Origin of the sequence: Saccharothrix coeruleofusca, assembly GCF_014648515.1 — a bacterium.
GTDB lineage: Bacteria > Actinomycetota > Actinomycetes > Mycobacteriales > Pseudonocardiaceae > Actinosynnema > Actinosynnema coeruleofuscum.
This window is the reverse complement of record NZ_BMRG01000002.1, coordinates 72,888-92,080: the sequence shown is the minus strand read 5'-3', so window position 1 is coordinate 92,080 and position 19,193 is coordinate 72,888. Positions and strand designations below refer to the sequence as shown.

Here is a 19,193-nt window from a genome sequence, read left to right as displayed (position 1 = left end):
TCCGCGCTCGGCTCTGTGGTCGGCTCCGCGGTCGTCGCTCCCGACGACGCGGCCAGCCCAGCGGCACCCGCGACCGCCCGGATCACCGAGCTGCTGCCCGCGTCGCCGAACTCCGAGGCGGACAGCAGCGTGCCGTCCGGCTCGAACGCGATGGCCTCGCCCTGCGGCTCGTTCGGCAGCGGCACGCGCACCGGGTCGCCCTCCAGCGCCGCCACCAGGTCCCCGTCCGGCACCCGGTAGAGGTAGGCGTCGGTGTAGGTCCGCAGCGCGGCGACCCGGCCGTCCGCGGACACCGCGCCCCCGGTCACCAGGCGGGTCACCACCGTGCTCTGGAGCGGGCCGCCGGGGGTGTCGGTGGTGTCCAGGGACACCGCGGCGACCTGCTCCATCGGTGTCGGCGCGGTCTCGGACAGCTCGCCGGTCGGCCGGTAGACCAGTGCGCGGCCGATGGTCTCCTTCGTCACCACGTGCGGCACCCCGCGGCCGTCGAAGAGCACGGCTTCCGCGTCGTGCCTGCCGTCCGGGTAGGTCAACCGGTACAGCTTCGCCGCGCCGCCGGGCGACACGGCGTGCAGCGCCACGGTGTCCCGCGTCCTGCCGTTGTCGCCGGTGTCGGCCAGCCACAGCGTGCCGTCCGGGGTCAGCGCCAGGTCCTCGACGTCGAACGGGTTGGCGGGCGCGGTGATCGTGCGGGTGACCGCGCACGTCCGCGACAGCACCCGGATCTCCACCCGCCCGTCGTCGCTGTCGTTCACCGCGAACCACTCGGCGCCGTTGGACGCCAGGCCGGACAGCTCGGCCAGGCTGCTGCCGGTCACCCGGCACACGTCGACGACGGCGGGCTCCGCCGCAGCGGAGCCCGCCGTCAGGACCAGGGCCGTGGTGACCAGCAGGGCGCGCACGCTCAGGCGCGGCTTCCGTTCACCGCGTACCGCTCCAGCGCGCCCGCCAGGTCCGGGCGGACGCGGGCGCTGAGCTCGGTGCCCTCCTCGGTGTGGCGCTCCTTGAGCACCTCGCCCTCGCGGTGCACCCGCGCCACCAGCTCGCCGCGGGCGTAGGGCACCAGCGCGTCCACCACGACCTGCGGCCGGGGGATCATGCCCGCGATGCGCTCGCGCAGCTCGGCGATGCCCTCGCCGCTGTGCGCGGACACGAACTGCGCGGTCGGGAACAGGTGGCGCAGCCGGGCCAGCGTCAGCTCGCCCACCGCGTCGACCTTGTTCACCACCAGCAGCTCCTGCGGCATCGGCTCGTCGCGGCGCTCGCTGATCTCCGCGATCACCTCGCGCACCGCCGTGACCTGCTTCTCGGGCATCCCGTCGGAGCCGTCCACCACGTGGACCAGCAGGTCCGCGTCGGCGACCTCCTCCAGGGTGGACCGGAACGCCTCGACCAGCTGGTGCGGCAGGTGCCGGACGAAGCCGACCGTGTCGGTCAGCGTGTAGGGCAGGCCGTCCGGGGTGGTCGTGCGCCGGGTCGTCGGGTCGAGAGTGGCGAACAGCGCGTCCTCCACCAGCACGCCCGCGCCGGTCAGCGCGTTGAGCAGGCTGGACTTGCCCGCGTTGGTGTAGCCCGCGATGGCCACGCTGGGCACCGCGTTGGCGACCCGGCGACCGCGCTTGGTCTCCCGGATGACGCCCATCGCGGCGATCTCCCGGCGCAGCTTCGCGATGCGCGCGCGGATGCGCCTGCGGTCGGTCTCCAGCTTCGTCTCACCGGGGCCGCGCAGACCCACGCCGCCGTTGCCGCCGCCCGCCCGGCCACCGGCCTGCCGGGACAGCGACTCGCCCCAGCCGCGCAGCCGCGGCATCAGGTACTGCAGCTGGGCCAGCTCGACCTGGGCCTTGCCCTCCTTGGAGCTGGCGTGCTGGGCGAAGATGTCCAGGATCAGCGCGGTCCGGTCGATCACCTTGACCTTGAGCTTCTCCTCCAGCTGCCGCAGCTGGCCGGGGGAGAGCTCGCCGTCGGCGATCACGGTGTCCGCGCCGGTCGAGATCACGATGTCGCGCAGCTCGCCGACCTTGCCGGAGCCGATGTAGGTGGCCGGGTCGGGCCGGTCGCGCCGCTGCACGAGCCCTTCGAGGACCTCGGAGCCCGCGGTCTCGGCCAGCAGGGCCAGTTCGGCCAGCGAGGCCTCCGAGTCGGCCGCCGTGCCCTCGGTCCACACGCCGACCAGCACCACCCGCTCCAGGCGGAGCTTCCGGTACTCGACCTCGGTGACGTCCTGGAGCTCGGTGGACAACCCGGCGACGCGCCGCAGCGCCGCGCGGTCGGCGAGGGCCAGCTCGCCGGTGGACAGCTCGGCGTCGTGGTCGAGCCAGTCGTTGGTGCTGTACGTGTTTTCCGTCATTTGCCCTTCATCGTCCCACGTCCCGCCTCTGCGACCGAGTGGTTAATCCCCCGGTGGGTCGGCGGCCTGCACGAGGAACAACGCTCGAGCGGGCCGATTAAGTTCCCGCGACACGACCCCGATGCGGTCGACACCCCTTATCACCCTCGGGACACTTCGGGGATGTCCCAGCGGTCACACCGCGCCTTCCGGCTGTTCTGGGCGGGCGACGCGGCCAACCAGTTCGGCAGCGCGGTCCAGGACGTGGCGCTGCCGCTGGTGGCGGCCACCGCGCTGGCCGCCTCACCCGCCCGGATGGGCCTGCTCGCCGCGGCGGGCACGGCCGCGTTCCTGGTGGTCGGGTTACCGGCCGGGGCGCTGGTGGACCGGGTCCGCAAGCGCCCCCTGATGGCCTGGACGACGACCGCGCGGGCGGCGCTGCTGCTCACCGTGCCGGTGGCGTGGTGGCTGGACGTGCTCACCTTCACCCACCTGGTGCTGGTGGCGCTGGGCGCGGGCGTGCTGACGGTGTTCTTCGACGTGGCGTCCCAGTCCTTCCTGCCCGCGCTGGTGCCGCGCGCGGAGCTGCCCGCCGCCAACGGCAGGCTCACCTCGGTGCAGCAGGTGGCTCGTCTGCTGGGCAGGCCGGGCAGCGGTGTCCTGGCGCAGGCCGCGGGCAGCGCGAACGCCGTGCTCGGCGTGGTGGCCGCGTACGCTTCCTCGGCGCTGCTGCTGCGCGCGGTCGATCCGCAGGAGCGGGTTCCCGAGCGCAGCGGGCGCAGGCTGTGGACCGAGATCGGCGAGGGCCTGCGGTTCGTGCTGCGGCACCGGCTGGTGCTGCCCACCGTCCTGTGCACGGCCACGTGCAACTTCTTCCACGGCGCGTACAGCGCGGTCAGCGTGCTGTTCATGGTCCGCGACCTGGCGCTGCCCGAGGGCGCGGTGGGCCTGCTGCTGGCCGTGGGCGGGGCGGGCGGGGCGCTGGCCGGGGCCACCTCCGGCTGGTTCGTGCGGATCGGCCAGGTGCGGCTGATCTGGGTGTCCATGCTGTGCACCCAGCCCGCGTGGCTGCTGGTGCCGCTGGCCGAACCGGGGTGGAAGCTGTCACTGCTGGTGGTGGGCCTGCTCGTGACCTCGGTGGGCACCGTGCTCTACAACGTCGCCCAGGTCAGCCTGCGCCAGGCGCTGTGCCCGGACCACCTGCTGGGTCGGATGAACGCCAGCGTGCGCTGCATCGTCTGGGGCGCCATGCCGCTGGGTGCCCTGACCGGGGGCCTGCTGGCCGAATCGCTGGGCGTGCGCGGCGCGCTGTGGGTCGCCGCCGCGGGGCTCAGCAGCGGTGTCCTCTGGGTGCTCGGCTCACCCCTGCGGCGTATGCGCGATGTGCCGTCGATCACTACGGTCGAGGGGCATGGCTGACACCACCGTGCTGCGCGACGATCTCCGGTTCGGCGAGGGGCCACGCCACGGCCCCGACGGCAGGTTGTTCTACTCCGACTTCTACGACCACCAGGTGCGCGCGCTCGACCTGGCCACCGGTGAGCAGGAGGTCGTCTGCGAGGTGCCCGAGCAGCCGTCCGGCCTGGGCTGGCTGCCCGACGGGCGGCTGCTCGTGGTCTCCATGCGCGACCGGGCCGTGCTCAGGCTGGAGCCGGACGGCACGCTGGCGCCGCACGCCGACCTGAGCGGTATCGCCACCTTCCACGCCAACGACATGCTGGTCGACGACCGGGGGCGCGCCTACGTCGGCAACTTCGGCTTCGACCTGCACGCGGCGATCGCGCAGGGCGGCGAGGAGGCGCTGCTGGACCCGGAGTGGGTGCCGCCGGGGACACCGCTGGCGCTCGTGCGGCCGGACGGGACCGCCGAGGTGGCCGCCGACGACCTGAAGTTCCCCAACGGGATGGCGTTCCTGCCCGACGGCACCCTCGTGGTCGCCGAGACGCTGGCGTTCGGGCTCACCGCGTTCGACGTGGCGGAGGACGGCGCGCTGACCAACCGGCGGCCCTGGGCGGCCCTGCGCGAGCACTCCGTCGCCCCGGACGGGATCGCGGTGGACGCCGAGGGCGGCGTCTGGGTCGCCGCCGCGCTGCAGCCGTGCGCGGTGCGGGTGGTGGCGGGCGAGGTCGTCCAGCGGGTCGAGACCACCCAGACCTGCTTCGCCGTCGCCGTGCTCGGCTCGCGCCTGGTCTGCTGCACCGCGCCCACCTCGCAACCGGAGGTGGTGGCCGGGGCCCGCCTGGGCAGGCTGGAGGTCTGCGACCTCTGAACGCGCGAGTCGCGCGTCCGGACACCGCGAACCGGGCGTTCAGGCACCGCGAACCGAGCGTTCGGGCACTTCGGGTAGTGGTCACCGGCCCTTCGAGGCCCGTCGGGTGGTACTTGCCGACGGGGCGTTCAGAGGGTCAGGTCAGGCTGTCCCACCAGGACTGGTCCAGCTCGCCGCGGGCCAGCAGCACGGCCGGGCCGGTCAGGGTGGCGGTCTCCTCCTCGACGACCACCGAGAGCTGTCCACCCAGGACGTCCACAGTGGCCTTGCCGGTGCGCTGCCCCGTCCCGTGCAGCCACGCCGCGACCGCCGCGACCGTGCCCGTGCCGCAGGAGCGCGTCTCGCCCACGCCGCGCTCGTGCACGCGCATCCGCAGCGCGCCGTCGCCCAGGACGTTGACGAACTCCACGTTCACCCCGCGCGGGAACACCGCCGGGTCGTGGCCCGGCGCGTCGTCCAGGTCCAGCTCCGCCACGGGCGTGTCGGTGACGCACGCCAGGTGCGGGTTGCCCACGTCCACCGCGAAACCGGTGAACGCCGCGCCGCGCACCGAGGCCGTGGACGCGCCGGTGACGCGGGCCGGTCCCATGTCGACGGTGACCGTGCCGTCCTCGTGCGCCACGACCTGCCGCCTGCCCGCGCGGGTGCCGATCTCGAACTCGCCGGTCGGGACCAACCCGGCCTCGACCAGGTAGCGGGCGAACACGCGCACGCCGTTGCCGCACATCTCGACGATGGAGCCGTCGGCGTTGCGGTAGTCCATGAACCACGGCCCCATGTCCGGCCGCACGACCCGCAGCACGCCGTCGGCGCCCAGGCCGCGCCTGCGGTCGCACAGCGCCCGCACCCGCGCCTCGGTCAGGTCCAGCACGCCGTCGGGATCGGGCAGCACCACGAAGTCGTTCTCGGTGCCGTGGCCCTTGAGGAACTCCACGCCCATGCCCACCAGGCTACTTGCCCAGCAGCGCCAGCACGTCGCCGACCAGGCCGTCGCGACCCGCGTCGAACCAGGTCACCCGCTGGTCGCGGCGGAACCACGAGCGCTGCCGCCGGACGAACCGCCGGGTCGCCCGCGCGGTCTCCGCCGCCGCGTCCGCCAGGGTGAGCTCGCCGTCGAAGGCGGCCAGCACCTGCTGGTAGCCCAGCGCCCGCGACGCGGTGCGGCCCTCGCGCAGGCCACGCGCCTCCAGCGCGCGGACCTCGTCCACCAGGCCCGCCTCGAACATCCGGTCCACCCGCAGGTCGACCCGCTCGTCCAGCTCGGACACCGCGCGGTCCAGGCCGACCAGCACCGCGCCGTAGCGGGCCGGACCGGGCTTGGGCATGGTCGCGGAGAACGGCCGCCCGGTCAGCTCGATGACCTCCAGCGCCCGCACCACGCGCCTGCCGTTGCTGGGCAGGATGGCCAGCGCCGCGGCCGGGTCGAGCCCGGCCAGCCGCTGGTGCAGCGCGGGGGCGCCCACGACGGCCAGCTCGTCCTCCAGCCGGGCGCGGATGGCCTCGTCGGTGCCGGGGAAGACCAGGTCGTCCAGCACGGCCTGCACGTACAGCCCGGAGCCGCCGACCAGGACGGGGGTGCGGCCCTGGTCGAGCAGCCGCTCGACCACCGCGCGGGCGTGCCGCTGGTAGGCGGCCACCGAGGCGGTCTCGGTCACCTCCAGCACGTCGAGCAGGTGGTGCGGCACGCCCCGGCGCTCCCGCTCGGTGACCTTCGCCGTGCCGATGTCCATGCCCCGGTAGAGCTGCATCGCGTCGGCGTTGACCACCTCCCCGCCAAGGCGCAGGGCCAGCTCCACGGCCAGGTCGGACTTGCCGGTCGCGGTGGGGCCGACGACGGCGACGGGAACGGTCACGCCCCAGTTTCCCAGACGGCGACGTGGTAGCCGACGCCGAACGGGGCCAGGAACCGCGACCTGGCGCACCGCCACGGTCCCCGCACGCCCGCCAGCACCTGCCAGGCCGCCCGGCCCCGCGCGCCCAGCTCGGCCGCCAGCGCCGGGTCGACCGCGCGCAGCGCCGCGGTGTCCGCCGCCGCCAGCGCGCGGTGGACCGCATCGTCGAACGGACCGGCCCGGTCGTCGGCTCGTCCCACCGCCAGCTCGCCGTGCCGGTGCGAGCCGTCGCCCAGCACCAGCAGGGCGTCACCCGAGGCGGTCAACCGCTCGCCCAGCGCCACGCACCGCGCGGTCGGCAGGTCCGGCGGCACCAGGTGCACCCGCACCCGACGCGCCCCGACCCGCTCCCGCAGCCAGCCCGCGACCAGGGCGGGCAGCGGCAGGTCCGCCACCACGCGGGACGGCGCGTCCGACAGCGCCACCGGCACGTCCACCCCGAAACCGCGGAAGGTCCCGGCCACGTCGGACAGTTCGCGCGGCGCTCCCGGCGCCACGCCGACCGCCACCCACTCGTCCGCGCACGCGGCCAGGTCCGCCGCCGCGGCCAGGCAGGCGGCCCGCACCGGCTCGGTCTCCGCGACCGCTCCCGCGACCAGTTCGGGCACCAGCAGGGGCGGGTGCGGCACGACCGCGACGCGGGAGATCATGGACTGGACGTTACTCATCTCCCACCACCAGTACCGGCTCGAGCCCTGACCTGTTTGAATGCGCGCGGGGTACTGGGGACCGGTCGAAGGTCGCGGTACTCGGGTGCTGGGCCCCGCCACTGGCGGGGCGCCCGTGGTCGGCACGGGCACCATGAAGCGGGCAGGCGAGGAGGAAGCCGGCGATGACGGAGCACGAGACGACACCGGGAACCACTGGCGACAGTGGTGCGGGGGCGGTGGTCGAGGAGACGCAGGCCGGGACGCAGGCCGGAGCGCAAGCCGGAGCGCAAGCCTCGGTGCCTCCGCCGGTGCCCGCGGCGTCGGACCACCCGGAGCGCTGGGGGCGCGTGGACGAGGAGGGCACCGTCTACGTCAAGACCGCGGACGGCGAGCGCGTCGTCGGCTCCTGGCAGGCGGGCGAGCCGGTCGAGGGGTTGGCGCACTTCGCCCGCCGGTTCGACGACATCCGCACCGAGGTCGAGCTGCTGGCCACGCGGCTGTCCTCCGGGGCCGGTGACCCCAAGCACGCGCTGACCAGCGCCAAGCACATCCAGGAGAGCCTGGCCGACGCCGCGGTGGTGGGCGACCTCGCCGCGCTGGCCGCCAGGGTCGAGCACGTCCTGGCCAAGGCCCAGGAGGCGCTGGAGCAGGCCAAGGTCGCCAAGGAGGAGGCCAGGGCCGCGGCGGGCGCGCGCAAGCTGGAGCTGGTCGAGGAGGCCGAGGCGCTGGCCAACGAGTCGACCCAGTGGAAGGTCGCGGGCGACCGGCTGCGGGCGATCCTGGACGAGTGGAAGACCATCCGGGGCGTCGACCGCAAGACCGACGAGCAGCTGTGGCGGCGGTTCTCCAAGGCGCGTGACGCGTTCAACCGGCGGCGCGGGTCGCACTTCGCCGACCTGGACCGCCAGCGCGGGGTGGCCAAGCAGCGCAAGCAGGAGCTGGTCGAGGAGGCCGAGAAGCTCGTCGACTCCGACGACTGGGGCCCCACGGCCGGTCGCTACAAGGAGCTGATGGTCGAGTGGAAGGCCGCGGGCCGCGCGCCCAAGGAGGCCGACGACGCCCTGTGGCAGCGCTTCCGCGCCGCGCAGGACGCGTTCTTCGCCCGGCGCTCCGAGGCCTTCAGCGAGCGTGACGCGGAGTTCGCCGCCAACGCGAAGCTGAAGGAGGAGCTGCTGGTCGAGGCCGAGCAGATCGACCCGTCGCACGACCTGGAGGCGGCCAGGCAGCAGCTGTACCGCATCCAGGAGCGGTGGGACGCCATCGGCAAGGTCCCCAGGGAGCGGGTCCGCGAGCTGGAGGGCAAGCTGCGCGCGGTGGAGGAGAGGGTCCGCGGCGCGGTCGACGCCCAGTGGCGCCGGTCCGACCCGGAGGCCGAGGCCCGCGTGGCGCAGTTCCGGGAGCGGGTCGAGCAGTTCGAGTCCCAGGCGGCCAAGGCTCGCGCGGCGGGCGACAAGCGCCGCGCCGAGCAGGCCGAGGCGCAGGCCAAGCAGTGGCGCGAGTGGCTGGCCGCGGCGGAGCAGGCAGTCGCCAGCCGCTAGTCACCGGAACGGGGAAGGGGCGTGCGCGACCACCGCGCACGCCCCTTCCCCCGCACTGGCTCCCGAACGCTCGGTTCGCGGTGTCCGAACGCTCAGTTCGTGCGATCGGGTGGCTGCGACGCCACCGGCGCGGCAGTCAGATCCGGCTCATGGCTATGCGGAGCCACTTGGTCAGGAGGACGACCACCGCGACCACGGCGAGGACCAGGCCGAGGCCGGGACCTGGGCCGGGGTGGTGGCCGGTGGTGGTCTGGGTGGTCCAGATCGACAGCACGCCCGCGACCGATCCGGCGAAGCACAGCAGGGCGCACACCCAGGCCAGCGCCCACCGCCGCAGCGCCAGTGCCAGCGCGGAGCACAGCACGCCGCCGACCAGGGCCACCCAGGAGAACACCCTCGGCAGCACGGGCGAGTCGCCCAGCAGCACCTCCAGGCCCGTGCTCGGGCCCACCCAGGGCAGCACCAGCGACAGCAGCACCGCCAGCACCGCCACCGCGATCACCATCGCGCCCGCGCCGGGGTCGATGCGCTTGGCCGCCGCGCGGCCGACCTGGTCGATCTCCCGCCGCAGGCCCGCCAGGTCGTCGTTGTCGCCGCTCATCCGACCGAGCACCCGCCCACGGCGGCCGGCTGCGGGGCGGGGGCGCCGAACGCGGGCAGGCCCAGGGAGACACCGGGCGTCTTCGGCCGGATGCCCGCTTCCGCCCGGTCGCCCGCCTTGGTGCGGCGGTGGCTGAGCAGCGGGCCGTCCGCGATCAGGTTGTGCGGCGCGGCGTAGGTGATCACGGTCTCCACCACGTCACCCGGCCGGACGGCCGCGTCACCGGGGGTGAAGTGCACCAGCCTGCCGTCGCGGGCGCGGCCGGACAGCCGGTGCGTCTCGGCGTCCTTGCGGCCCTCGCCGCTGGCCACCAGCACCTCGACGGTGCGGCCGACCAGTGCCTTGTTCTGCTCCCACGACAGCTCGTTCTGCAGCGCCACGAGCCGGTCGTAGCGCTCCTGCACGACCTGCTTGGGCAGCTGGTCGGGCAGCTCGGCGGCGGGCGTGCCCGGCCGCTTGGAGTACTGGAAGGTGAAGGCGCTGGAGAACCGGGCCTGCCGCACCACGTCCAGGGTGGCCTGGAAGTCCTCCTCGGTCTCGCCGGGGAAGCCGACGATGATGTCGGTGGTGATGGCCGCGTCGGGCATGGCCGCGCGCACGTCGTCCAGGATGGACAGGAACTTGGCCGACCGGTACGAGCGGCGCATGGCCTTGAGCACGCGGTCGGAGCCCGACTGCAGCGGCATGTGCAGCTGGTGGCACACGTTCGGGGTCTCGGCCATGGCGGCGATCACGTCGTCGGTGAAGTCCTTGGGGTGCGGCGAGGTGAAGCGCACCCGCTCCAGGCCCTCGATGTCGCCGCAGGCGCGCAGCAGCTTGCCGAAGGCGTGCCGGTCGCCGAACTCGACGCCGTAGGAGTTGACGTTCTGCCCGAGCAGCGTCACCTCCAGCACGCCCTCGGCCACCAGCGCCTTGACCTCGGCCAGCACCTCGCCGGGGCGGCGGTCCTTCTCCTTGCCGCGCAGCGACGGCACGATGCAGAAGGTGCAGGTGTTGTTGCAGCCGACGGACACCGACACCCAGCCGGAGTGGGCCGAGTCGCGGCGCGCGGGCAGCGTGGACGGGAAGGTCTCCAGCGCGTCGAGGATCTCGACCTGGGCCTCGCGGTTGTGCCGGGCGCGTTCCAGCAGCACCGGCAGCGACCCGATGTTGTGGGTGCCGAACACCACGTCCACCCACGGGGCGCGCTTGACGATCTCGCCCTGGTCCTTCTGCGCCAGGCAGCCGCCCACGGCGATCTGCATGTCCGGGTTGGCGGCCTTGGCGGGCGCGAGGTGGCCGAGCGTGCCGTAGAGCTTGTTGTCCGCGTTCTCCCGGACGGCGCAGGTGTTGAACACCACCACGTCCGGGGCGGTGTCGCCGTCGGCAGGCGTGTAGCCCGCGTCCTCCAGCATTCCTGCCAGGCGCTCGGAGTCGTGCACGTTCATCTGGCAGCCGAACGTGCGGATCTGGTAACTGCGGGTCACTGCACCTAATCCTTCCGTCGGGTCCAGGGTAGAGGCTGGACGTGCGACGATGCGCGGGTGTCGGGAACGCTGCTGCGAGTCCACGCCCTCGGCGCCGCGCTGGCCGTGGCCGCGCTGTCGCTGACCGCGTGCGGGGACGACTTCGACCACGTCAAGCTCACCGTGGCGGCGGGCGTGCGCGGCGGGGTGTACCACCAGCTCAGCACCGCTCTGGCGGAGGCGTGGGCGGCCGATCCCGGCGTCGAGCGCCCGCAGGTGGCGGAGACGCGCGGGTCGGTGGACAACCTGACCCGGCTGCGCACCGGGCAGGCCCAGGTGGGCTTCTCCGCCGCCGACGCCGCCGACGACGAGCTGGCCCGCAGCGGGCCCGGCCACCGGCTGTACGCGCTGGCCAGGATGCACGACGACTACCTGCAGCTGATCGTGCGCGACGACGTGCAGGCCACCAAGCTGGCCGACCTGCGGGGCAAGCGCGTCTCGATCGGCGCGGTGGACTCCGGTGTGATCCTCATCGCGCAGCGCCTGCTGGAGAGCGCGGGCCTGTCCACCGGGGACCTCCAGGCGCGGCACCTGGACCCCAACGACTCGGCCGAGGCGATGCGGCGGGGCGAGCTGGACGCGTTCTTCTGGTCCGGGGGCGTGCCCACGCACGCGGTGACCGAGCTGGCCGAGACCGTGCCGGTGCGGATGCTCGACCTCGGCGACGTGCTGCCCGACCTGCGCGACCGCTACCCCATCTACGGCTCGGCCACCCTGCCCGCGTCGGCCTACCAGCTGCCCGGTGGGCCGATCACCACGCTGGTGGTGCGCAACTTCCTGCTGGTCACCGACCAGATGTCCGCCGAGGTGGCGGAAGCGCTGCTCAGGGGGCTGTTCCGGGCCCAGCCCGCGCTGGTGGCGGCCAACCCGGTGGCCCGTTCGATAGAGGTCCGCTCGGCGATCGAGACCACCCCGGTCGAGCTGCACCCCGGCGCGGTGCGCTACTACCGCGACGTGAAGGTCTGACCGCCTCCGCTCAGAGCGCGGGGAACTCGACCACCACCCGCAGCCCGCCGCCCTCGGGCAGCTCCAGCCGCACCGCGCCGCCCACCCGCTCCACGATCCGCCGCACGATCGACAGCCCCAGCCCGGAGCCGGGCACGTTCTGGTGCAGCGGGCTGCGCCAGAACCGGTCGGTGGCCCGCTCCAGCTCGTCCTCGGCCAGCCCCGGCCCGCCGTCGCGCACCGACAGCCGCACCACCCCGTCGAGCCTGCGCACGTCCACGCGCACCAGCGACCCCTCGGCGGTGAACTTCAGCGCGTTGTCCAGCAGCGCGTCCAGCACCGCCTCCACGCCCCTGGGCGGGGCCAGCACCTGGCCGCCGGGCTCGCCGTCGAGCACCAGGTGCACGTCGCGGGAGGCGGCGGCCGGGGTCCAGGCCGACAGCCGCCCGGCCACCGCCCGGTCCAGGTCCACCGGCACCGGGTCCACCGACGAGGACTCCGCCCGCGCCATGGACAGCAGCTCGTCCAGGATGCGGTTGAGCCGGTCGGCCTCGGCCAGCGCGGCCAGCTGGTGCTCCCTGGCCTCGCCGGAGACGTGCCCCTCCAGGTTGGACAACCGGAGCTTGAGCGCGGTCAGCGGGTTGCGCAGCTGGTGCGAGGCGTCGGCCACGAACGCGCGCTGGGCGGCCAGCACGTCGCCGACGTTGGCGGCCATCTGGTCGAACGACCGGCTCAGCTGGCGCAGCTCCGGCGGCCCGTCGGAGGAGCCGACCGGCTCCACGGCGCGGCCGGACTGCACCGCGGCCAGCAGCGCCCCGGTGGCGTCGTCGAGCCTGCGCACCGGTCGCAGCGTCCAGCGGACCAGCGGCAGCGCCGCGAACACCGCCAGCACCAGCGCGAACAGCCCGCCCAGGGTGATCACCAGCCACCACAGGGCCACTTCCGCCCTGGTCTTGGCGGTGGGGGAGAGGGTCACCACGGCGCCGCGCACCTCGCCGTCGACCAGCACCGGCTCGGCCAGCACCAGCAGGGCGTCCTCCCACGGCATGAACAGCTCCGGCGTCGCGGGCAGCCGCCCGGCCAGCGCCTGGTCCACCGCGTCGCGCACCGGCGCCGGGGACAGGTCCAGCTCGGAGGAGCCGACCAGCACCCGCCCGTCCGGTCCGAGCAGGCCGACCTGGATGCCGTAGAGCTGCTCGTAGCGCTCCAGCGAGGGCTCCAGCAGGTCCGGCCTGCCGTGGATGATCGGCTGCTGGGCCACCGAGGCGAACCGGCTGGTGTCGGTCAGCCGGTCGAGGAACATCTCCTGCTGCTCGGTGGCGGCCACCCCGCGCCCCAGCGGCACCCCCATCCCCACCAGCACCAGGACCACCAGCGCCAGCACGATCCCGAGCAGCCGCGAGCGCACCTAGACCGCGCCCAACCGGTAGCCGACGCCGCGCACCGTCTCCAGCAGCGAGGGCCTGCCCAGCTTGGTGCGCAGGGTGGCCACGTGCACGTCCAGGGTGCGGTTCGCGCCCGCCCAGGTGCGCCCCCAGACCTCGGCCAGGATGCGCTCGCGGGTGCACACCGCCCCGCCCGCGGCCATGACCAGCGCGAGGACCTGGAACTCCTTGCGCGACAGCGCCACGACCTCGCCCGCCACGGTCACCTCGTGCCGCCCCAGGTCGACCCGGACGTCGCCCGCCTCGAACACCTCGGTGCCCGTGCCACCCGCCCCCACCGGGTCGCCGCGGCGGCGGCGCACCGCGTGCACGCGGGCCACCAGCTCACCCACGTCGTACGGTTTGACCAGGTAGTCGTCGGCGCCCGCGTGCAGGCCGAGGATGCGGTCGTCGATCTCCCCGCGCGCGGAGACCACGATGATGGCCACGTCACTGGCGGCACGGATGTTGCGACAGAGGGTCACACCGTCCACATCGGGCAGGCCCAGGTCGAGCAGCACCACGTCGACCCCGGCCAACCGGTCCAGCGTCCCCCTGCCGGTGGCCTGCCGGTCCACCGTGAAACCGCGTCGCGTCAGCGCTGGGACCAGCGCTTCCGCTACGCGGTCGTCGTCCTCGACGAGCAGCACCCGCACCGCGGTCCCTCCCGAAACAAGTGTCGTCAGCCTGTGACAGAGTTGAGACCCTAAGTCTTGCTCAACCGCCTGGACTGGTGTGGTGCTCCACACCTAGGTTTCCGCCATCGCACGAGAACCCCTCTGGAGGAACGGATGACCGGCCCCACTCCTGCTCCGCCGATGATCCGGATGACGGGCGTGGACAAGTTCTTCGGTCCTCTGCACGTCCTCAAGGGCGTCAACCTGGAGGTGCCGAAGGGCCAGGTCGTCGTGGTGCTGGGCCCCTCGGGCTCCGGCAAGTCCACGCTGTGCCGCACGATCAACCGCTTGGAGCCCATCGACCAGGGCACCATCGAGGTCGACGGCCAGCCGCTGCCCGCCGAGGGCAAGGAGCTGGCCCGGCTGCGCGCCGACGTGGGCATGGTCTTCCAGTCGTTCAACCTGTTCGCGCACAAGAGCATCGTCGACAACGTGATGCTCGCCCCGCTGAAGGTGCGCAAGACGCCCGCGGCGGAGGCCCGCCGCACCGCCATGGAGCTGCTGGAGCGGGTCGGCATCGCGAACCAGGCGGAGAAGTTCCCGGCGCAGCTGTCCGGCGGACAGCAGCAGCGCGCGGCCATCGCCCGCGCGCTGGCGATGCGGCCCAAGGTGATGTTGTTCGACGAGCCGACCTCCGCGCTGGACCCGGAGATGGTCCAGGAGGTGCTCGACGTCATGACCACGCTGGCCAAGGAGGGCATGACCATGCTCGTGGTGACCCACGAGATGGGCTTCGCCCGCAAGGCCGCCGACCGCGTGATCTTCATGGCCGACGGCGAGGTCGTCGAGGACTCGACGCCGGAAGATTTCTTCTCCGCGCCGAAGTCCAACCGCGCGAAGGACTTCCTTGGCAAGATCCTGACCCACTGAAGTCCCCGGAACGCGGCGCTGAGCCTGGCGCCGCTCGACCCCACGAGAGCAGGAGAAGGACGATGAGGGTTCGCACCCTTGCGGTGGCGCTGCTGGCAGGCGGCCTCGCCCTGACCGCTTGCGGCAAGGAGGGGAGCCCCAGCGACTCCGGCTCCGTGCCCAGCCAGGCGGTCGCGACCGACGTGAAGGTCGACGGCTCGCCGACGTTCGAGAAGATGAAGAGCCGGGGCAAGGTCGTCATCGGCGTCAAGGAGGACCAGCCCGGCCTGGGCATCAAGGACGCCACGACCAACAAGTACAGCGGCTTCGACGTCGAGATCGCCCGCCTGGTCGCGGCCAAGCTGGGCTTCGGCGAGGACAAGATCGAGTACAAGGCCATCGCCTCCGCCGGTCGCGAGCAGGCGCTGATCAACGGTGACGTGGACTACTACGTCGGCACCTACACGATCAACGCGGGCCGCAAGGAGAAGGTCGGCTTCGCGGGCCCGTACTACACCGCGGGCCAGGACCTGCTCGTCCGCAAGGACGACACCTCGATCACCGGCAAGGACACCCTCAAGGGCAAGAAGGTCTGCTCGGCCACCGGCTCCACGCCGATCAAGCGGATCAAGGACGAGAACCTCACCGAGCCCGAGAACATCATCGAGTTCCAGAACTACTCGCAGTGCGTGGCCAAGCTCGCCGAGGGCGCCGTGGACGCGGTGACCACCGACGACGCGATCCTCAAGGGCTACGCCGCGCTGGAGTCGGACAAGTTCAGGGTCGTCGAGAAGCCGTTCTCGGTCGAGCCCTACGGCATCGGCCTGCCCAAGGACGACAAGGCGCTGCGCGACAAGGTCAACGACATCCTCGACGAGGCCATCAGCGGCGGCAAGTGGCAGGAGATCTACGACGCCACCCTGGGCAAGTCGGGTTCGTCCGCCCAGAAGCCGGTGATCGAGCGCTACTGATGCCGTGAGCGGTGGCCGGTGATCCGCGCGCGTCGCGGCGGGTCACCGGCCACTTCCGTGAAAACCACCGGCGAGGAACCCCGATGAGCGTCCTTACCAACTACTCCGACCTGTTCCTGAGCGCCTTCCTCACCACGATCCAGCTCTTCCTGCTGTCCGCGGTCGGGTCGTTGGTGCTGGGCACGGTCCTGGCCATGCTGCGGGTCAGCCCGGTCCCGGTGCTGCGCGCGGCGGCCACCACCTACGTCACGCTGCTGCGCAACACGCCGCTGACCCTGGTGTTCTTCTTCTTCGCGTTCGCCTACCCGCTGCTGAAGATCCTGGAGCTGGACCCGTTCATGGGCGCGGTGACCGCGCTCACCCTCTACACCTCGGCGTTCATCTGCGAGGTGGTCCGCTCGGGCATCAACACGGTGCCCGTGGGCCAGGCCGAGGCCTCCCGCGCGCTGGGGCTGACCTTCGGCCAGATGCTGGCCAACGTGGTGCTGCCGCAGGCCATGCGCTCGGTGGTGCCGCCGCTGGTGAGCACGCTGATCGCGCTGCTGAAGAACACCACCGTGGCGGCGGGCTTCTCGGTCGGCGAGGCGGGCGCGATCTCCTACCGGCTGTCCGAGGAGGGCGCCAACATGCTGGCGGGCCTGTCCTGGGTGGCGGTGTTCTTCGTGGTGCTGGTGATCCCGCTGACGCTGGTGCAGCGCGGCCTGGAGAAGCGCTGGAGCGTGGCCCGATGAGCTCGGTCCTGTTCGACGTCCCCGGTCCCAAGGCGCGGGTCCGGCACGGCATCGCCGCGGTGGTCGGCATCGCCGCCGTCGTCGCCCTGCTGGCCTACGTGGGCTACCGCTTCTACGACAGCGGCCAGTTCGAGCCGCGCATGTGGGAGTGGCTGCAGTACGAGACGATCCAGATCCAGCTGCTGGAGAAGATCGGTGCCACGCTGCGGGCGTTCGCGCTGGGCGCGGTGCTGGCCCTGCTGTTCGGCGCGGTGTTCGCCGCGGGCAGGCTCTCCGAGCACGCGTTCTGGCGGGCGCCCTCCAACGTGGTGGTGGAGTTCTTCCGCGCCATCCCGCTGCTGATCATGATGTTCCTGTTCTACTACGGCCTGCCGACGGTCGGCATCAAGATGTCGCCGTTCGCCGCTGTGGTGCTGGCGCTGATGCTCTACAACGGCTCGGTGCTGGCGGAGATCTTCCGCGCGGGCGTGAAGTCGCTGCCGCGCGGCCAGGCCGAGGCGGCCTACGCGCTGGGGATGCGCAAGACGCAGGTGATGGTCCTGGTGCTGCTGCCGCAGGCGCTGCGGGCGATGCTGCCGACGATCATCAGCCAGCTCGTGGTGCTGCTCAAGGACACCGCGCTGGGCTTCATCATCACCTACGAGGAGCTGCTCTACTACGCCCGCTACCTGGGCTCGCAGGCCCAGTTCGGCAGGCCGCTGGTGCCGCTGACGATCGTGGTGGCGGGCATCTACATCGCGATGTGCCTGCTGCTGACCTGGCTGGCGACCTACCTGGAGAAGCGCAACCGGCGCAACAAGAGGGTCATCGAGCTGGAGAACAAGGACGCCGAGAACGTCGTGCTGGCCAACTCGGCGACGGGCGTCTGATCGCGCGTCGTGCGGGGCCCGGCCGTCGTGCCGGGCCCTTCGCGCGTCCGGGGGCGTTCACGCGAGCCGCTTACGTGTGCCGCAGCAGCGCCCCCACACCCTCGGCCAGCTGGGTGTCGTCGACGACCAGCACCTGGGCCCCGATCGCGGCGGCCGCGGTGGGCAGCGCCTCGTCGGCGCGGTGCTCGCCCGCGTGCTCCACGCCCATCGCCCGCAGGTCGGACTCGGCCAGCGCCAGCTGGGCGGGCTCGTCGCCGGTCCACACCGTGCGGTCGCCCAGCGCGGGGTCGGCCACCAGCAGCGCGGCCACGTTGGCCTCGCGCAGCGCCGCCACCACCGGCTCCAGGCCCTGCACCGCGCGACCTCGCGGCCGGTCCCGCTCGGTGGTGAACTCCTCGACCACGTCGTTCTCCAGGTCGGCCTGGTACTGGGCGACCAGGGAGCGCACGGCGCTGTCGAACGCCTCGTCGTCCGAGCCCGCGGCCAGGCCGCCGCTGTCGACCTCGATCAGCACGTCGCGGCAGCGGGTGCTGAGCTGGTCCTTGACCCCGGTGCGCGCCTGCACCTCGCCGCCGAGCACGAGCAGGCGGGCGTTCAGCTCGCCCACCAGCGCGTCGGCCGCCTCGGCCACCAGCGCCGCGTTGCGCCGGGCGGTCTCCTCGACGTTGTTCTGCAGGCGGCGGTGCGAGTAGCCGCCCCCGCCGACCTTGTTCAACGGGTGCCGCGCGCCCTGCACCTCCTGCTCCACGTGCCGCTGCCCGCTGTAGCCGTGCAGGTCGGCGCCCGCGCGGTCGACCAGCACCACCACGTGCGGCACGTTGGTGGTGGTCGAGTTGGCCAGCGGCAGCACGTGCGGCAAGTTCGACCAGCGGGCGCTGTCGGCGGCGGGCGGACGGGGCAGCACCAGGTCCAGCAGCACCCGGCCGTGCGCGGCGATGACCGCCCGGCCCGCCTTGCCGACCGCCGGTCGGGTGACCCGCTCGTCGATGGCGGCCAGGGTGTCCGCGTCCGCGCCCTGCCGCTGGAGGTCTTCGCGCAGCCCGCGCCAGCGCAGCTCCAGCGCCTTGGCCGCGTCCTCGGTGTCGTGCGAGGCGTCCAGGTACAGCGACGCGAACGGGCCGCGTTCCCGGATCAGCCCCGCCAAAGTGGACATGTCCATGAGCTCTCGGCTACCCGCCCGCGCGCCGCGTAACCTCGGGGCATGGTCGAGGAACCCGGCACCCTTGCCAAGGCCCAGCAGGGCATGGTGGACCAGTTGCTCCGGCTCGGCATCGACGGTTTCGGACCGTTCAAGGGCGCGCGGCGCTCCGCCGAGGACGCCGTGGACAAGGGGGGCACCCGCGAGCAGGCGATCAAGCTGCTCATCCGCAACCACGTGGCGGCGGCGGGCGCGCAGGGCTTCGTCACCAACCTGGGTGGCCTGGTCACCCTCCCGGTGACGCTACCCGCCAACATCACCGCGTCCTACCTGGTGCAGACCCACCTGATCGCCTCCATCGCCGCCGTGCAGGGCTACGACCTGGACAGCGAGGAGGTGCAGCTGGCGATCCTGGTGTGCCTGCTGGGCAACGCGGGTGCCGAGCTGGTGAAGAAGGCGGGGGTGAAGGTGGGCGCCAAGCTGACCATGCGGCTGGTCGAGCGCATCCCCGCGCAGCTGATCCGGGAGATCAACCGGCGGGTCGGGTTCACCCTGCTGGCCAAGCACGGCACCGCGCGGGCGACGGTCACCCTGGCCAAGGGCGTGCCGATCGTGGGCGGGGTCATCGGCGGCGGCTTCGACGCGGTCGCCACCAGGGCGGTGGGGGCGTTCGCGCAGCGGTTCTTCACCGACCGCGCCGACCCGCCGCTGGTGGTCGACGGCAAGATCATCGAGAGCTGAAACCAGCCTTCCGGGTGAGCTTCCACGTCCAGCCGGTCGATCACGAGCGGTGCCGCACCGGCCC

General features: G+C 73.0%; 19 protein-coding genes. 9 read left to right on the top strand and 10 right to left on the bottom strand.

Annotated features, from left to right (window positions below; genetic code table 11):
• Positions 1 to 902: WD40 repeat domain-containing protein (locus tag IEZ00_RS05015; RefSeq protein WP_189221879.1), on the bottom strand; the 902-nt coding region annotated here is incomplete at its 3' end.
• A gap of 2 nt (positions 903 to 904) precedes the next feature.
• Positions 905 to 2,350: a GTPase HflX gene (gene hflX, locus IEZ00_RS05010; RefSeq protein WP_189221878.1), complete on the bottom strand. Its 1,446-nt coding sequence runs from the start codon at positions 2,348 to 2,350 to the stop codon at positions 905 to 907.
• A 162-nt stretch (positions 2,351 to 2,512) separates the two neighbouring features.
• Here hflX and IEZ00_RS05005 point away from each other — a divergent pair, with 162 nt between their 5' ends.
• Together IEZ00_RS05005 and IEZ00_RS05000 are read left to right on the top strand one after the other, a co-directional pair.
• Entirely contained in the window at positions 2,513 to 3,748 is a 1,236-nt protein-coding gene (locus IEZ00_RS05005) for an MFS transporter (protein WP_189221877.1), read from the top strand.
• A complete protein-coding gene (locus IEZ00_RS05000) occupies positions 3,741 to 4,598 on the top strand; it encodes an SMP-30/gluconolactonase/LRE family protein (protein ID WP_189221876.1) in 858 nt (285 codons plus the stop codon). The genes IEZ00_RS05005 and IEZ00_RS05000 overlap by 8 nt, the downstream gene beginning before the upstream one ends.
• A gap of 136 nt (positions 4,599 to 4,734) precedes the next feature.
• Here IEZ00_RS05000 and dapF read toward each other — a convergent pair whose 3' ends face one another.
• Genes dapF through IEZ00_RS04985 form a run of 3 tightly spaced genes read right to left on the bottom strand, consistent with a single transcriptional unit; the run spans position 4,735 to position 7,140 of the window.
• Complete coding sequence (gene dapF / locus IEZ00_RS04995) at positions 4,735 to 5,538, bottom strand: diaminopimelate epimerase (protein ID WP_244989494.1); 804 nt, start codon at positions 5,536 to 5,538, stop codon at positions 4,735 to 4,737.
• A 10-nt stretch (positions 5,539 to 5,548) separates the two neighbouring features.
• Entirely contained in the window at positions 5,549 to 6,451 is a 903-nt protein-coding gene (gene miaA, locus IEZ00_RS04990; RefSeq protein ID WP_189221874.1) for a tRNA (adenosine(37)-N6)-dimethylallyltransferase MiaA, read from the bottom strand.
• Positions 6,448 to 7,140, bottom strand: coding sequence for a class III extradiol ring-cleavage dioxygenase family protein (locus IEZ00_RS04985; RefSeq protein WP_189221873.1), 693 nt, complete (start codon positions 7,138 to 7,140; stop codon positions 6,448 to 6,450). Before IEZ00_RS04985 ends, miaA begins: the two co-directional genes overlap by 4 nt.
• 182 nt (positions 7,141 to 7,322) lie before the next feature.
• On the opposite strand from IEZ00_RS04985, the gene IEZ00_RS04980 reads away from it, so the two are divergent.
• Complete coding sequence (locus IEZ00_RS04980; protein WP_189221872.1) at positions 7,323 to 8,678, top strand: DUF349 domain-containing protein; 1,356 nt, start codon at positions 7,323 to 7,325, stop codon at positions 8,676 to 8,678.
• Between the two features lie 136 nt (positions 8,679 to 8,814).
• On the opposite strand, the gene IEZ00_RS04975 is transcribed toward IEZ00_RS04980, so the two are convergent.
• Positions 8,815 to 9,279 carry an Rv2732c family membrane protein gene (locus tag IEZ00_RS04975; protein ID WP_189221871.1) on the bottom strand — a complete coding sequence of 155 codons (465 nt, stop codon included), beginning with the start codon at positions 9,277 to 9,279 and terminating at the stop codon, positions 8,815 to 8,817.
• Entirely contained in the window at positions 9,276 to 10,745 is a 1,470-nt protein-coding gene (miaB, locus tag IEZ00_RS04970; protein ID WP_189221870.1) for a tRNA (N6-isopentenyl adenosine(37)-C2)-methylthiotransferase MiaB, read from the bottom strand. Before miaB ends, IEZ00_RS04975 begins: the two co-directional genes overlap by 4 nt.
• A 57-nt stretch (positions 10,746 to 10,802) precedes the next feature.
• Here miaB and IEZ00_RS04965 point away from each other — a divergent pair, with 57 nt between their 5' ends.
• The gene (locus IEZ00_RS04965) at positions 10,803 to 11,750 is read left to right on the top strand and encodes a TAXI family TRAP transporter solute-binding subunit (protein ID WP_229795096.1); all 948 of its coding nucleotides are present in this window, start codon (positions 10,803 to 10,805) and stop codon (positions 11,748 to 11,750) included.
• A 10-nt stretch (positions 11,751 to 11,760) separates the two neighbouring features.
• Here the strand turns inward: IEZ00_RS04965 and IEZ00_RS04960 are convergent, their stop codons facing one another.
• A complete protein-coding gene (locus IEZ00_RS04960) occupies positions 11,761 to 13,137 on the bottom strand; it encodes a sensor histidine kinase (RefSeq protein WP_189221869.1) in 1,377 nt (458 codons plus the stop codon).
• The gene (locus IEZ00_RS04955; RefSeq protein ID WP_189221868.1) at positions 13,138 to 13,809 is read right to left on the bottom strand and encodes a response regulator transcription factor; all 672 of its coding nucleotides are present in this window, start codon (positions 13,807 to 13,809) and stop codon (positions 13,138 to 13,140) included.
• Between the two features lie 162 nt (positions 13,810 to 13,971).
• Between IEZ00_RS04955 and IEZ00_RS04950 the strand changes: the two genes are divergently transcribed.
• From IEZ00_RS04950 to IEZ00_RS04935, 4 genes are all read left to right on the top strand, one after another.
• Positions 13,972 to 14,700, top strand: coding sequence for an amino acid ABC transporter ATP-binding protein (locus IEZ00_RS04950; RefSeq protein WP_189221867.1), 729 nt, complete (start codon positions 13,972 to 13,974; stop codon positions 14,698 to 14,700).
• Between the two features lie 62 nt (positions 14,701 to 14,762).
• Positions 14,763 to 15,650: a glutamate ABC transporter substrate-binding protein gene (locus tag IEZ00_RS04945; RefSeq protein ID WP_189221866.1), complete on the top strand. Its 888-nt coding sequence runs from the start codon at positions 14,763 to 14,765 to the stop codon at positions 15,648 to 15,650.
• 83 nt (positions 15,651 to 15,733) lie between these two features.
• Entirely contained in the window at positions 15,734 to 16,381 is a 648-nt protein-coding gene (locus IEZ00_RS04940) for an amino acid ABC transporter permease (RefSeq protein WP_189221865.1), read from the top strand.
• Positions 16,378 to 17,250: an amino acid ABC transporter permease gene (locus IEZ00_RS04935; protein WP_189221864.1), complete on the top strand. Its 873-nt coding sequence runs from the start codon at positions 16,378 to 16,380 to the stop codon at positions 17,248 to 17,250. Before IEZ00_RS04940 ends, IEZ00_RS04935 begins: the two co-directional genes overlap by 4 nt.
• Before the next feature lie 70 nt (positions 17,251 to 17,320).
• Here the strand turns inward: IEZ00_RS04935 and IEZ00_RS04930 are convergent, their stop codons facing one another.
• Positions 17,321 to 18,403 (bottom strand): Rv2629 family ribosome hibernation factor, encoded by a 1,083-nt coding sequence (locus IEZ00_RS04930; protein ID WP_189221863.1) that lies wholly within the window; start codon positions 18,401 to 18,403, stop codon positions 17,321 to 17,323.
• Between the two features lie 48 nt (positions 18,404 to 18,451).
• On the opposite strand from IEZ00_RS04930, the gene IEZ00_RS04925 reads away from it, so the two are divergent.
• Positions 18,452 to 19,129, top strand: a complete 678-nt coding sequence (locus IEZ00_RS04925) for an EcsC family protein (RefSeq protein ID WP_189221862.1) — start codon at positions 18,452 to 18,454, stop codon at positions 19,127 to 19,129.
• Positions 19,130 to 19,193: the final 64 nt, after the last annotated feature.

Coding starts and splice junctions, on each gene's coding strand:
- IEZ00_RS05000 (WP_189221876.1), top strand. CDS start 3,741: ATGGCTGACACCACCGTGCTGCGCGACGATCTCCGGTTCGGCGAGGGG.
- dapF (WP_244989494.1), bottom strand. CDS start 5,538: ATGGGCGTGGAGTTCCTCAAGGGCCACGGCACCGAGAACGACTTCGTG.
- IEZ00_RS04950 (WP_189221867.1), top strand. CDS start 13,972: ATGATCCGGATGACGGGCGTGGACAAGTTCTTCGGTCCTCTGCACGTC.
- hflX (WP_189221878.1), bottom strand. CDS start 2,350: ATGACGGAAAACACGTACAGCACCAACGACTGGCTCGACCACGACGCC.
- IEZ00_RS05005 (WP_189221877.1), top strand. CDS start 2,513: ATGTCCCAGCGGTCACACCGCGCCTTCCGGCTGTTCTGGGCGGGCGAC.
- IEZ00_RS04940 (WP_189221865.1), top strand. CDS start 15,734: ATGAGCGTCCTTACCAACTACTCCGACCTGTTCCTGAGCGCCTTCCTC.
- IEZ00_RS04930 (WP_189221863.1), bottom strand. CDS start 18,403: ATGTCCACTTTGGCGGGGCTGATCCGGGAACGCGGCCCGTTCGCGTCG.
- IEZ00_RS04975 (WP_189221871.1), bottom strand. CDS start 9,279: ATGAGCGGCGACAACGACGACCTGGCGGGCCTGCGGCGGGAGATCGAC.
- IEZ00_RS04935 (WP_189221864.1), top strand. CDS start 16,378: ATGAGCTCGGTCCTGTTCGACGTCCCCGGTCCCAAGGCGCGGGTCCGG.
- IEZ00_RS04945 (WP_189221866.1), top strand. CDS start 14,763: ATGAGGGTTCGCACCCTTGCGGTGGCGCTGCTGGCAGGCGGCCTCGCC.
- IEZ00_RS04985 (WP_189221873.1), bottom strand. CDS start 7,140: ATGATCTCCCGCGTCGCGGTCGTGCCGCACCCGCCCCTGCTGGTGCCC.
- IEZ00_RS04925 (WP_189221862.1), top strand. CDS start 18,452: ATGGTCGAGGAACCCGGCACCCTTGCCAAGGCCCAGCAGGGCATGGTG.
- IEZ00_RS04980 (WP_189221872.1), top strand. CDS start 7,323: ATGACGGAGCACGAGACGACACCGGGAACCACTGGCGACAGTGGTGCG.